Annotated in this window: 8 protein-coding genes; all 8 read right to left on the reverse strand. The window is 44.5% G+C overall.

Annotation, left to right across the window (positions count from 1 at the left end; all coding sequences use genetic code 11):
- Positions 1-72: 72 nt before the first annotated feature.
- The 8 genes from ACRRU2_RS17135 to ACRRU2_RS17170 all read right to left on the reverse strand — a co-directional run bounded on the left by ACRRU2_RS17135 (position 73) and on the right by ACRRU2_RS17170 (position 13640).
- Positions 73-3558 (reverse strand): S-layer homology domain-containing protein, encoded by a 3486-nt coding sequence (locus ACRRU2_RS17135; protein WP_432503477.1) that lies wholly within the window; start codon positions 3556-3558, stop codon positions 73-75.
- A gap of 46 nt (positions 3559-3604) precedes the next feature.
- Complete coding sequence (locus tag ACRRU2_RS17140; protein ID WP_432503479.1) at positions 3605-4417, reverse strand: carbohydrate ABC transporter permease; 813 nt, start codon at positions 4415-4417, stop codon at positions 3605-3607.
- A 12-nt stretch (positions 4418-4429) separates the two neighbouring features.
- Positions 4430-5350, reverse strand: a complete 921-nt coding sequence (locus tag ACRRU2_RS17145) for a carbohydrate ABC transporter permease (RefSeq protein WP_432503482.1) — start codon at positions 5348-5350, stop codon at positions 4430-4432.
- Between the two features lie 61 nt (positions 5351-5411).
- On the reverse strand, positions 5412-6815 hold the full coding sequence (locus ACRRU2_RS17150) for an ABC transporter substrate-binding protein (protein WP_432503484.1): 1404 nt from the start codon (positions 6813-6815) through the stop codon (positions 5412-5414).
- Positions 6816-7063: 248 nt separating this feature from the next.
- Entirely contained in the window at positions 7064-8719 is a 1656-nt protein-coding gene (locus ACRRU2_RS17155) for a response regulator transcription factor (RefSeq protein ID WP_432503486.1), read from the reverse strand.
- On the reverse strand, positions 8712-10574 hold the full coding sequence (locus ACRRU2_RS17160) for a histidine kinase (RefSeq protein ID WP_432503488.1): 1863 nt from the start codon (positions 10572-10574) through the stop codon (positions 8712-8714). The genes ACRRU2_RS17155 and ACRRU2_RS17160 overlap by 8 nt, the downstream gene beginning before the upstream one ends.
- Before the next feature lie 161 nt (positions 10575-10735).
- Complete coding sequence (locus tag ACRRU2_RS17165; protein WP_432503490.1) at positions 10736-11809, reverse strand: NAD(P)H-dependent flavin oxidoreductase; 1074 nt, start codon at positions 11807-11809, stop codon at positions 10736-10738.
- Between the two features lie 40 nt (positions 11810-11849).
- Complete coding sequence (locus ACRRU2_RS17170; protein ID WP_432503492.1) at positions 11850-13640, reverse strand: response regulator; 1791 nt, start codon at positions 13638-13640, stop codon at positions 11850-11852.
- Positions 13641-13746: the final 106 nt, after the last annotated feature.

Below are 13746 nucleotides of genomic sequence, written 5' to 3' on the forward strand. Positions count from 1 at the left end.
TCACATTTACGATTTATTGGTTTTTAATCGCACAAAGCCCTCATCTATTCCACTTAGATGAGGGCTTTCTCGTTACCCGACCAGCGCTATGATCATCTTCACTGCTTCAGCTCGGGTCGCAAAGGCTGCCGGATCGAAACGCCCATCCTGCTTGCCTTGAATGATGCCTGCCTCATAAGCGGCAAACACAAATGGTTTCGCCCAATCGGCAATTTCACCTGCATCCTGGAATGGCAATACTGCATCCTGTTTAAGCTTAAGTTCAAGTGCTTTAACTAGCATTACCACAGCTTCTGTCCTGGTGACTGGCTGTTCAGCGCGGAATGTCCCATCCGGATAGCCAGTTATAATCCCTGCTTGAACGACTTGTGCCACGGAAGACAATGACCATTGCGGTATTTCGGCACTATCCTTAAATGATAGCGGAGTGGACGCTTCACCTAATTGCAACGCACGAGCAAGCATAACTGCAAATTCAGCGCGGGAAACTTCGCGGCCCGGCTTAAAGGTGCCATTTGTATAGCCCGATATAATCTTAAGTTTGGATGCTTGGCGAATGACATCAGCTGCCCAATGGTTATCCGGTACATCCTTATAACTCACCGCGGAATCCGGATTAGATGATTCTTCCGGATTACCTGAATCCGGCTTCTCCGTAGGGGCTGGTTCAGTCGGTGTCGGAGTAGGTGTCGGTCCCGGATTATTAGTCGGATTAGGATTGCTCTTCGGGACGACCTCTACGTTATCCAGCACATAACGACCATCATCATTTCTGCCTGAAATCGCTAGGTCCACTGCAGGCAAGCCAGTATCCGGGTCCACGATTGCAACGGCAAGCTGGTAAATACCTGGCTGCAAGTTTGCTGGAATGGCCAAATTGCTTGTAAGCGAAGTTTTTCCAGGCAACCATGTACGTAAATCAGCATTAGACGCGGTTGCGGCAACGACTGCTCCATTACTGTCCAGCAACGATAGTTCCAAAGGATAAGCATAGTAGATCGGCGCCACCCCTCTGTTATTCCACTTCATCGCTACAGAAGCAGTGCTTCCGGCAGCGGCCTTAGGTTCATGAGCAACAGATTCCAATACGTACCGATACCCCATCGTTTTGAGTACAGTATTCATATTCAATTGCTGAGGGGCCCCTGCTGCAATAGTTGCTCCCGTCGCTGGACCAATCCAGCTATTGTGGCTTTCCTTAATTTGTCGCAATGTTTCTAGGAACGATGCATCCGATAAATGCTGTTGCGGATTTCCGTAGCTAAATTCACCGCCTGAATAATTGTATTTCCAGAAGTCCGGCATAGCAGAAGCTGCACTGCCCTCACCATTTTTAATCCAGTCCAGCCATTCGTCAGTATTCGGCTTTGTGCCCATCATATCGTTAAACAAGCCAAGACGCTCATCTTTGGCAATTTCAAACGGTCTTCTCATACCGATAAGCTTATTGCTGAAGTTGTCTATATAATGCTGTACATATTGATCTGTTATTGATGCAGGAGGAAACGGATCTGTAACCGCGCTGTTAGTATGCCATTCTCCCCAATGTCCAAGGCTTCCAAGCGCAACATAAGCAAGCCGCGGATCATTATTATAGCGGTCAGCAACCGCCTCAATCAGTCGTTCATGTTCGGCAATTAGAGTCGTGTTACTGTAATTTGGACTAAAGCCTGCATTGCCTCCGTCATTGTAATTGGTTCCGTCTCCGCCTATTGCTGTATACAGCCAATCTGGAATATCTCTATGCGGGGAACCCAAAGGGTAGTCCATTACAATGCGCAGCACCAGCTTCACGTCACGGTCAGCCCAATAATCGAACTTATATTTTTGCTCAAAAGCATCCCATGCAAATTGATTTTTAACTGGCTCGAGCTCTCTCCAGGTTGTATAAACATATACAAGTTTATGCGGCTGCGAATAAGGTCCATTAATCGCCAGCGGAGCCCAACCCATTAAAGGATTATTCAACACCTTATAATGTTCCTCCGGATAGTAGGCGTTAGGAATGGCAGAACGCTGTACGATTTCATTTACTGTCAGCATGTCTGGCGAGCCGGCTGGCAGATGGAGCACCCCATTACCGACATAGCCTATTCTCATAGGGCCGGGTCCAGTTTTACCGATTTGGCTTAAATTCAAGGAAACCTCCATTGAATCAGCATTAAACCCGCTATATACATCGCCGTCCAGCTCCCAGCTTGAACTGGCACCTGTTCCGGTATATTTATACAATTGGCCCCGCTCAATTTTGTAATCAATCCCTGAGCCGCTCCATGTCGGATGATTAAATCCGGTTGCACTGTTGTTATCACTGTCTATAAAGTAGACACCATCCAGAGTTGGCTTAAGGGTCTCCACCAGCATATACAGCTTTTTATGATCCTGTACAGCGCGAAGCGTCATTTCAGAAGGAGATGCCTTAGCAACAAAGCCAATGTTGTCCCAGTCACTCCCTAATCCATCAAGAACAAATGCTGTTGACGGCATATTATATTGCGTAAACAGTTCATCGCTAGTCTCCGGCAAAAATACAGCTTGAGCTCCGCCATTATAAAAGGAGATTGCACCTATCCTGATCTTCTGTTCCGATGTAATTCCTAGATTGCTCAAAGGAATCTTATATTCCATAATCGTCTCATTATCCGGTCCATTATTCACGGTTTTACCGAAGCCTACCAACTGCCCGAGAGGGTTCCAATCATAGCTGACCCGTCCCTTGCTGGCGAATAAATCTTTAACTTCGATTAAATACTCTGCCCCCAGATTCCCCCATCCGAAAGCAAAGCAGCCCGTGGAAGCATCATAATCCGTATCGAGAAAAATATCGGTCCATGCGTCTGGAATAAGACCTTCGAGCATGATATATACATTCTGGCTGTCACGTGTGGCATATAACCGTGATTTCCCATCTGCTGAAACAATTGCAGGAGCAATGCCAGCCCAGTCAGCAGCTGAGCCGTCCGCATCGATTTGCAAAGTTCCCGTACCGATATTAGCCGTATCAACAGCTAGCAGCTTGTCTCCAACCGTTGGAAGAAAATCATAGTGATCTCGTGTATAACCGATTTTCACCCGGCTGGCGAATTCAGCTCCGAACGGTTCCAGATCTACAAAAACCTCTATCCCTGTTGCCGTTTGAGCTGTTTCTACGATTCCAGAAGTTCCCGCAGTCCAAGCACCATTCTCATAATGATAAATTTCACCGTTCTCAATCTTGTAATCTACGTTGACTGCATCGCTCCACGCATGAACAGCAATCCCGGTCGCAGCATTGCTGCCGCTGCTGATATAAAAAGTATGGTTGCCTTGATCCATATTGCTGCCTTTCACATACATATAGAGCTTTTTATCCGTTTTTACTGCCTTTAGCTCCGTGAGTGAGGTACTAAAGGATACACTGTTGTGCGTGACTGCACCCCATTCCGCTGCAAGCCCATTGAATTGATCATTCACAGAACCAGTGGCAGAAACCGTATTTTGTGCAGCTGGTGAAATAAGAAGTGCAATGACAATTAACAGAGCGATATACTTGGCAACATTCCTTTTCAATAAATACATACCTTTTGCCTCCTGTAAGTGTCAAATAACAATCGCGATCTAATTCTTACCCCTTTACTCCTGTTGTTGCAATGCCCTTGATAAAAAACTTCTGCGAAAATAGAAACATGACGATAACCGGAATAAGCGCCAATGATGAAGCTGCCATCTGCATGCCGTGATTTTGCGATTTTGTTTCCTGAAACAGGGCAATGCCAACCGTTAGCATCTGCTTCTTAATATCCGTTATGAAGATGAACGGATTGGTAAAATCATTCCACGCCCACACAAAGGAAAACAGCATCATTGTAATAAGTGCCGGCTTAGCAAGAGGCAGAATAATCCGGTAGAACACTTTTAAATGCCCGCAGCCGTCAATAATAGCCGCCTCAGACAATTCAAATGGGATACTCATAAAGAATTGGCGAAGCAAGAAAACAAAATAAACATCAAAGGCAGCCGGAAGCACTAATGCCCATATAGAATCTGTTAAATGCAGCATTTTGAAAATGACATATCGTTGAATGATCGTTGCATCACCAGGCAGCATTAACGCTGCCAAAAAAACAATAAAAAGAATGCCTCGTCCGCGGAAGCGCAATCTTGCAAATGCATAAGCGGTAAGCGAAACGACCGCACACTTGAACAACAGAGTAAGAATGACCATCACAATCGTATTTTGATACCAGAGCGTGAAATCGTACCTCGGTTCAAAAATACTTTTGTAATGCTCCGTCAAGAAAGGATCGGGAATAAGCCTGAACGGATATTCAAAAATTTTGCCGAGCGACTTAAATGACGAAGATAACATAAAAATAAAAGGAAAGATGTTAGCGATTCCGAGAACGGCTAAAAAAACGGTTAAAATGATTTTGCGCATGTGAAACCTCCGTTAGGAATACGTGACCCATTTTTTCTGGCCTCGCCATTGTATGACAGTAATAATCAGAATAAGGAGGAACAGTATAATAGCCTGTGCTGTACTGTACCCGAAACGGTAATGAACAAATGATTCCTTGTAGATGTTCATGGACAGCGTTGTGGAAGCATCTCCTGGTCCTCCCTTAGTCAACACTTGAATCGGACCGAAATTCTGAAATGCTGAAATGATAGCCGTAATCGATAGCAAGAAGATCGTTGGCGATATTAGTGGCATTGTAATTCTCCAAAACTTGTTCCAGCTCCCTGCCCCATCAATAACAGCAGCTTCATAAAGCTCGCTAGGAACATTTTGCAATGCTGCAAGAAATACGACCATGAAAAATCCGATACTTTGCCATACGACAATAACGACTACTGTAGGAATAGCAGTATGAACGCCCAGCAGCCACAACGGAGGGTTCTCGACGCCAACTGACCGAAGCAAGGCATTAATTGGGCCATCGTTATAATCCAGCAGCATCGCCCAAACAACAGCCACTGCAACTAGATTAGATACATAGGGCAGGAAGATCGCTACGCGAATCGGCCCTCGAAAAAAGAACTTTGCGTTAATCAATAAAGCAAAAACCAAGCCTACTCCGATCGAACCGGGAACAAACAATACGACATAATAAAGCGTTCTCCATAGCGCAGACAAAAACTGGCTGTCTCCAAACATCGTAATGAAGTTACCTAACCCGACAAACTTGACCGCTGATAAATTGCTAATAAAGCTCAGGTCAGTCAAGCTTATAAGTATGGAGGACAGCAACGGAGCCAGCTGAAAGATGATAAAGCCAATCGCAAACGGAAGTATAAACAGATAGCCGATCAGCTCCTCTTGCCTGTGCAGAGACAGGTTCCATCCGTTAAATCCCCATTTTTTTTTCATATGATAAGCATTCCTTTCAGTCCATTAAAAGAAAAGGGGGGAAGCTCCCCCCATAGTCCGGTTACGATGAGGAATTGTCGTCCTTGATCGCCTGATCTGATTTTTCCTTCAGCACCTTCATCGTTTCTTCGAGCGAACGCTGCTTCGATGCATACAGTTCGCCCTCTGAAGTAATCATTGTTGTAATCGCTGTCATACCCTTGCCAACAATTTTCTCATTCACAATGTCCATTTCAGGGTCAAGAATCGCATCTCTTAAATTTTCCACCGTAATATCGTCTTTGCTCAGCTTTTCTGCCATTGGATTAAGAATGGCATTCACATCTTCCTGCTTAAGATCAATCCGCGCAGGTACGTTCCCTGGCAATTCCCACTGTGATTCAGCCAGCACCTTGGCAGCCTCAAAGGCAGCCTTCTTATTTTTCGACGTTGCCGCGACTGAGTAGCCTCCCATAATACCCAAAGAAATCTTTTCTCCCTCGTTAACCTGCGGCATAATTGCAACGCCCATCTTCCAATTACGCGGATACTGCGTGTCATTCATCGCGCTTTGCAGGGCCCAGTTGCCTACAACAAACATCCCATACTTTCCTTCTGCCAGGAAAGAATCCCATGGCATTTTTTTCGATCTGAACGTAATAAAATCAGGCTGTACCTTCCATTCATTGCCTAGGTCATAGAAAAACTTCATCGACTCTGCGAACGCAGGATCATCATAGTTGGATGTACCGTCCTCTTTGTATTCCGGCACTTTTTTCTGCCTTGCTGAAAACATAAAATATGGGTCCCAATCAAGCATGTATGAGCCGTATATGCCATCGCCCAGTTGAGAAATCGCCTTTGCCGCTTCTACGTACTTATCCCATGTCCATGTGTTATTGTCCGGATAAGGTATGCCAGCCCGGTCGAATAAATCTTTGTTATACATGGTGATATGCACATCTCTGAAAGCAGGCAGCATATAGGTTTTACCGTTGAAAGTCGACATGCTGCTGCCATAAATGGATTTAACATCATAGTTGTCTTCCGCAATCCAATCATCTAGCGGTTCAATTAAATTTGCTGTTGCGAATTTTTGAAAAGTAGTCGCGTTCTGATAAATAATGTCCATTTCGTCGCCGGCCATCAAGCTGATTGTCACTTTTTTGTTCCAATCTGTACCTTCTCCCGGGATAATTAATGGCTCCAATCTGACGTTGCCCAATTTTTTCTCAACAAGCGCCATCAAATCCTTTGTGCTTTGCGCAACCGCCGTCTCCGGTGTAGTGGCATACTTCAGCACAATTACTTCATCAGAACCACTCTTATTATCCGTTTCCTTGCCGCCTGCCTCTGCAGTTGGCCCGTTTGAATCATTTGAAGCTGACGGTTTGTTGCCGGAATTACTGCCTCCGCACGCCCCTAGCAAAGATACGATAAGCGCTAAAATGACCAGCATGCTAAATTTTCTTCTCGCCTGCAGCATAATACAAGTTACCCCCTAGAAATTTGGTCGGTCGGAATTTCTGATCCGATAAAGCTATTATAAGTAAACCTTGTGGCACTAACGTATGGTCTCCCTTTACTGTTTCTTTGTAATGGATTTACTCTTTTCTTACAACAATTGGGTATTAGATATAAAAAAGGGACCCTTTTCAGGATCACCTCTTATTTCTGTTGTAAAATCTATTGTCCATGCAAAAAATCTACTATTTTATTGTAATAGATTTGACTTTATCCTTTGGATTGTATTTTATTTCTATATTCACTGGGCGGCATTCCGGCATAGGCTTTAAAGGCCCGAATGAAGTAGAAAATGTCATTATAGCCTACTTCTATTGCGATATCACTTATTTTAGCATCCGAGCTTAATAACAATTCCTGCGCTTGCTCCATACGCGTCCGAATGAGATGTTCATGAAACATCTCGCCTGTTTCTTGCTTGAACAGCCTGCTAAAATAGCTTTTATTCATGGCGATATACTCTGCCACATCTTCCAGCGTGACACGCTCATGATAGCGGCGGCGAATATAATCAATGGCTTTGGCAACTTCCTCTCTTATCGGAGGGTGGCCAAGCTTGCCTATCCAAGCTGCATATTCCCTTACAAAAGCACCGCATACCTCTTTTAGCTCCGTTATATTAAAACTGCTATCCACTTGCTTCATTACCCTCTCAAGTTTATCAGCAAGCGAGCCGGAAGCATTAGCATCCTGCATAATAAGCTCATCCTGAATCAAATGAGCAATCGAGATCACATACCTCTTTACGGTTGTTGGGTCGATCTGATGCTCTCGGCAGTTATCGAGAAACCCGGACAAAATAGGCGGAATGAGCTCTCCTGTGCCGAGTTTGACGAATTGAACGATTTGTTTTTTGATATCCATATAAGCTCGGTGTATGTCTTCAATGGATGATCCTTGCTGCTGAGCACTCCACTGTTCGTTAAGCTTACCAGTATGCTGCTCAATTGAGACAACGCCTGTCGGCGCATAAAAAGCCAGCAATTTCATTTGTTCAAGCTTCAATAGACCTTCCCGCAGCTGTACACCCCCACGAAAGGGCTGCCCGAATACAACAATCGATTCCATGCTTAAGTAATCGTGAATTGTGGTATAGATCCGCAAGGCTAGACTATGAACCGCCCGTTTGTCCGCTTGCTCTTTGAAACTGACAATTATTGCGTATGCACCAGGACTGCACTCAATAATTTTGCCGCTGGATTGATCATTAATCAGCTCTTCTGCAACGTTTAATATTGTAAACGTCAGCAAGTCGCGGTCAGAACGGAATCTATTCGCACTCAGACGTTCATAATCGCTCAACATTAACAATAAAATATGCCCTTGATCATCATACAGATCCAATTCAAGCGCCTTCACTTTACTGCGAACCGCTTCCTCATTTAATCCTGGCTTTATCAGATCCAAATAAAACTTATTATCGATTACCGTCCGATGGTGACGAAGCGTTTGCCTTAACTCCGACAAATCGTTCATTATACTTTTTTCGTTATCCGTTTCCGCACATATTTTGTGCAGCAGGGCTATCAGTTTTTCTGGTTCAATCGTAACCTTTAAAAAATAATCAACCGCTCCAAATTTCATTGCTTCCTTGACCAGCTCGAATTCATTATAATTGCTAAGAACAATACATTTTACGGCAGGATACTTCTCGGACAGTGCCTTAATAAGCTGCACCCCATCCATGCCAGGCATCTTAATATCAGTAATCACAATATCCGGAACATTAAATTGAATCTTCTCCAGCGCCTCAGTCCCGCTGGAAGCTTCTCCAATCACAGTAAAGCCGTTGCTCTCCCAATCAATTGACAGTTTTAGACCCATGCGCACAAATATTTCATCATCAACAATTAAAATTTTATACATGACGATTATCTCCATCCGCAGCTAAATTGCCGCTATGTTCTTCTGTTGGCTCTTCTGCCTGCTTAGCTGCGAATTCATCTGGCGTCATAATCGGCACAATAACCGTCGTCGTTATACCCTCGCCTGGCGCACCAACCATTTTCAACGCGGAGGACTGCCCATAATGAATCGTAAGTCTTTCATTTACATGATGAATGCCTATCCCGCTGAAGCTGTCCTTGCTTTTATTTTTTCCTGTTAACAAAGCATCAAGCTCCTCCATTTTTGCTCCGACCCCATTATCCGAAATCTTAATAATCATCCTTCCGTTATCGGGATAAGCTTGCACGCGTATAACTCCGGTATATTCGATTCCTTCAAAGCCGTGAATAATCGAGTTTTCCACAATCGGCTGCAAGATCAGCTTCGGAATTCTGAAGTCCAGCAGGCGCTCGTCTATCTCGTATTCATCAATAAATTTAGATACATAGCGAAATTTCTGAATGGTAATATAATTGCGAATATTTTCGATTTCCTCACGCATCGAAATGTACTCGTCCTTATGAATAATGCTGCTTTTTAATAAATTCGCCAAAGCCACAATAACTTTACTGACATTAAATACTTTGCTAGAATCGGCCATCCAACGAATGGATCCGAGCGTATTAAAAAGAAAATGAGGGTTAATTTGCGCATACAGCATTTTTAGTTCCAGATCCCTCTTCGCTTTTTGATCCTCATTAACTTGCTGAAACAGCCCTCGAATTTGAGCAGCCATCTTATTGAAATTTAATGACAGCTTGCCAAGCTCGTCTCTCCGCAGCACCTTCACCCTAGCTTCCAATTTGCCAGATGCAATCTCTTCTGTTGCCAGATTAAGCTCCCTGATCGGCTTGGAAATGCTCCGTGCAATAAAATAAGAAACACCGAAAAATATAAGCAAAAAGCCAGCATTTAAATATACCAGCATATTTCTTGCATATGTAAAATCGGAGAACAGCACCTCGCTCGGGATCACCTGGACAATATGCCATCCGAGCCGGTTCAATACTTTTGAATTAATAATCAGTCCTTCATCCTTCAGTCCCTTACCACTTGTAAGCGCTTCAAATAATGGAAACCTTGTGCCGATCTCTGTCTGTTCCGTCGACGAAATAATTTCTCCATCCTTGCCTACTATATAGCCTTTAATCCCCGGCACCTGAACAAGTCCGTTAATAATGCCGCCAACCTCTTGCTCAGGCAAGCCTACGATCAGATCTCCCTTCTTCGTTCCTGAAGTCACGTCCATGAAGGAGCGCAGCAGCAAAATATAGTTGATGTCTTGGCCTGTCGGAGTAAAGTGAATGGGATAGGCCCTTTGTGCCGGACGCACATAATTGGCGTCCCCCCCCAGCCCCTCCAGCCGAATAATTCTCTCATATTCCTTGTTGCCCAATACATTGTCAGATGGAATCGTCGAATATACGAAGCCTTCGCTATCAAGCACTGCGATAAAATGATTTGTATAAAAATCCAGCGTAGAAACTTGCACATTAAAGAACTTGTTGCTCATAATGCTTTGCAAATAATAACGCTTGTTCAGCTCTGCTGGAACGCTCTGAGAAAGAATTTTGGCAATCTCATCATCCAGCATCAGCGAATTGGATGCTACAAGCAAATCCTTGTACACACGGTCAATGCTATTTGCCGCTTGCTCCACTGCCATCTCATAGCCGATATTTGCTTTGCTTTTAACCTTCTCCTGCAGCAAGGTTAATGCTATAACACTGGAAAATGTAATAGGCAAAATGATTAGAATCAAAAAAGTGAACGCAAGCCTTCGGTGAATCGAACCAAAAAACAGGTCATGCAATACAAACGAAGCCCTATTCATTCCTGCCTCCCATTTGCCGTATTTTCTCCCAGTTTACAACGTAATCACATAATTATCACGTATTATAGCATAGGAATTAAAAATACTGTTATTAGGCATAAAATAAATAAGGCTCCGCATTCTTTTAGTTACATTTACTTCTGCAGTAAACATGCCAGTTATCACATTTCATACTTAAGATTTTTAATGAGATTTAAAGCCTGATCCATAGTCTGTCTGACAATATCAGCAGCAGCCCGTTCACTAGCTAACCTAAGGCCCTGCCCCGCCCATAGTGACATATATTCTGGGTTATTCGCTTTGGCAGCAGCCTGACGAATATCTTTCGTTAATGCGTTTTGGATAGGGTAAGCAGGAATAGCTCCAGAAAACTGCTGCATATCCTCCATGAATTTGGTTCGAATGCCTCGTGCAGCTTTCCCCGAGTATGCGCTCGTTATTTCAGTAGCATCCTCATGCGAGGATACAATTTTCTGTTTGTACACAGCATGGGCACCGCTTTCATGGCTTGCTAGAAATACAGTACCCATTTGTGCGGCTGAAGCCCCAAGTAACAGGCTTGCTGCAAGTCCCCTTCCATCCATGATGCCGCCTGCTGCGATAACCGGAACAGATACGTGATCGACAACCTGCGGAACAAGTGCCATCGTGCCAATCTGGCTGTGTGCAGCCTCTTTTAGAAATGTGCCTCGATGCCCTCCCGCTTCACTGCCTTGAGCTGCCACTGCATCTACGCCAGCCAACTCTAGTTGTTTTGCCTCGTCAACTGTCGTTGCAGTGCCAATTACCACACTCCCTTGCTGCTTTAGCGAATCAATAATATGCTGTGCAGGTATGCCAAAAGTGAAACTAGCAACTGGAACCTGCTCCTCCAGCAATACTTGTACTTGTTCATAAAACGATTCCGAAGCCTTCGGGATAATCGGATTTTGTGTAATGCCAAGCTCCACCCGGTACTTATTGAGGTAATCACTCATTTGACTAATCGTATCTTCAGACTCATCCGATTTCTCGGGTACAAACAGATTGACTCCAAAAGGCTGCTTCGTTAATTGTTTAATCTCTTTAATCGCATGACGAAGCTGCTCTGGCGTCAAGTAACCGGCCCCCAGATTCCCTAATCCCCCGGCATTCGAAACTGCTGCAATAAGCTCCGGCGTTGTAGGGCCGCCCGCCATAGGAGCTTGTAAGATTGGGTATTGAATGTTGAGCATGCGAGTTATTTTTGTGTCCACTTTATTGAACCCTCCTGCCGCTGCTTATTTTATTCTTATACTAAACTTCAATGATCCCGGCTTCCAAAGCCCTCTGGACAGCTTCTTCCCTATTGCGCACTCCCAGCTTCAAATAGGCAGAGGCAGCATAGTTTCTGACCGTGCCATCCGCCAAATACAGCTTAGACGCGATCGTCTTATAGCGCAGCCCTTTGGATACAAGCTGCAAAATTTCTATTTCTCTGTCTGTCAAGTCATAGGCCATGTTTATCGATGTCTGAGATTCATTATTCTCATTAAGGTTCTCGAATATTTTTGCAGACATTCCTTGATCAATTAATGTGCCTCCCCGGTAAATAAGCCGTATCGAATCAGCCAGTTCAAGCGGATCGGCCGATTTCAGCAGAAAACCGTCAGCACCGATGCGCAGCAGCTCCATTGCTTGCTTCGTATCCTCAAACGTTGTAAATATCAATACCCGAATAGAAGGCCATTGCTCCTTTATCAATTTTGTCGCCTTAATACCATCCATATGAGGCATATCCAAATCCATAAGCACGACCTGCGGCTGTAGACTTCCGCACAGCTCTACAGCTTGTTTCCCGTCCGCAGCCATGCCGGATACATTAAAATCTTCATGCTTGCTCAGCAGCGTCTGCAAGCTTTCCCTTATAAGCGGCTGATCGTCAACGATTAACAAACGAATAGGCTCACTTGCCGCTTGCCGGGGCAAAGAACAAACAACAAGCATCCCGTCCCCTGGTTTCGTATAGACAGATACCTGGCCTTGCAAATTCATTGCCCGCTCCTTCATCGCGTTCATGCCAAAGCCCGCATGCCACTGTTCCATACTCATTCCATTACCGTTGTCCTGCAACTCGAGTCTTGTATGATGCTGCTCAAAATACAAAGAAATCGTAATTTCCGTCGCTTGACCGTGACGAACTGCATTCGTAAGCGACTCCTGCATACAACGAATAAACGCTATTTTCGCCTGCCTGGACAGAAGATACTCCTCTCCAAATACGCGATAGCTGACTTCAACTTGTGCATGCTCCTGAAATTCATCCCCCAGCTTGTGTAATGACTCCACCAAAGATAATGACTGCTGCGGCGCCTCTATTTGATGCAAATATCGCCTGACATCCTCACTGCTTTTCCGGCCCAGCTCAAGCAACGCATTCAGACGCTCTATTCCTGTTTCAGTGGCCAGCTCGGAGCGCAGCGTTTCCATTCCCATAATCATGGAGGTATAAGCATGTCCAACCGTATCATGCAGCTCCCTTGACAGTCTATTCCTTTCCTCCTCCAGTGCAATCCGCTCTATTCGAGACATATATTGTTCGAGCACAGCATTTTGCTTGCGAATCGTTTCATTTTGCCTATAATTAACGATCAATAAGTGAAAAGCAAAGCCCATTACATAAGCAAGCCCATAGTAAGTCACTATAACGAAGTAGCCGTAGCTTGGTGCAAGCAAATGGAGAAGGAAAGGTATGACAAGGACTACTGCTGGGGCTGTCCATCGATAGGAAAGATGAGCACTATTCGCTGCGATAAGAAAGGCGGCTATAAGAAAGGTGAGATATGCATCCGGAAACAACAAGGTAAGATGCAAGCATAGTCCGCCAAATAATAATATTTCTGTCATTAAATAATACTTGTAGTTGAGCTGCAAACAGAGCCACGGAACGGAGAAGGCCGCAATTTCCCAAAATATCATGCTCCAAAGCGGAAGTACTAAGCCTTCCCGAAAATGAATGGTGGATATGAAAAGAGATACGCTCCCAATAAGGCGCAGCGCCAGCATAATCCAGTCATACCACATCCATTTTTTAACCATTTCCATCAAGATGTTCAACTCCTAAGCTGCTTACTGTTCGATTTCTATTTTATCATAGACAAAACCCTCTTAATATTGTGTCCTACCAGTTTCCCTCAGCACAAATAGAAGTGTC

Source organism: Paenibacillus sp. GXUN7292 (genome assembly GCF_050864975.1).
In the GTDB taxonomy this organism is placed as follows: Bacteria; Bacillota; Bacilli; order Paenibacillales; family Paenibacillaceae; genus Pristimantibacillus.

Bases quoted from the DNA above. Each gene is read 5' to 3' on its own strand.
- ACRRU2_RS17150 (WP_432503484.1), bottom strand. From the start codon at position 6,815: ATGCTGCAGGCGAGAAGAAAATTTAGCATGCTGGTCATTTTAGCGCTT.
- ACRRU2_RS17140 (WP_432503479.1), bottom strand. From the start codon at position 4,417: ATGCGCAAAATCATTTTAACCGTTTTTTTAGCCGTTCTCGGAATCGCT.
- ACRRU2_RS17135 (WP_432503477.1), bottom strand. From the start codon at position 3,558: ATGTATTTATTGAAAAGGAATGTTGCCAAGTATATCGCTCTGTTAATT.
- ACRRU2_RS17155 (WP_432503486.1), bottom strand. From the start codon at position 8,719: ATGTATAAAATTTTAATTGTTGATGATGAAATATTTGTGCGCATGGGT.
- ACRRU2_RS17160 (WP_432503488.1), bottom strand. From the start codon at position 10,574: ATGAATAGGGCTTCGTTTGTATTGCATGACCTGTTTTTTGGTTCGATT.
- ACRRU2_RS17145 (WP_432503482.1), bottom strand. From the start codon at position 5,350: ATGAAAAAAAAATGGGGATTTAACGGATGGAACCTGTCTCTGCACAGG.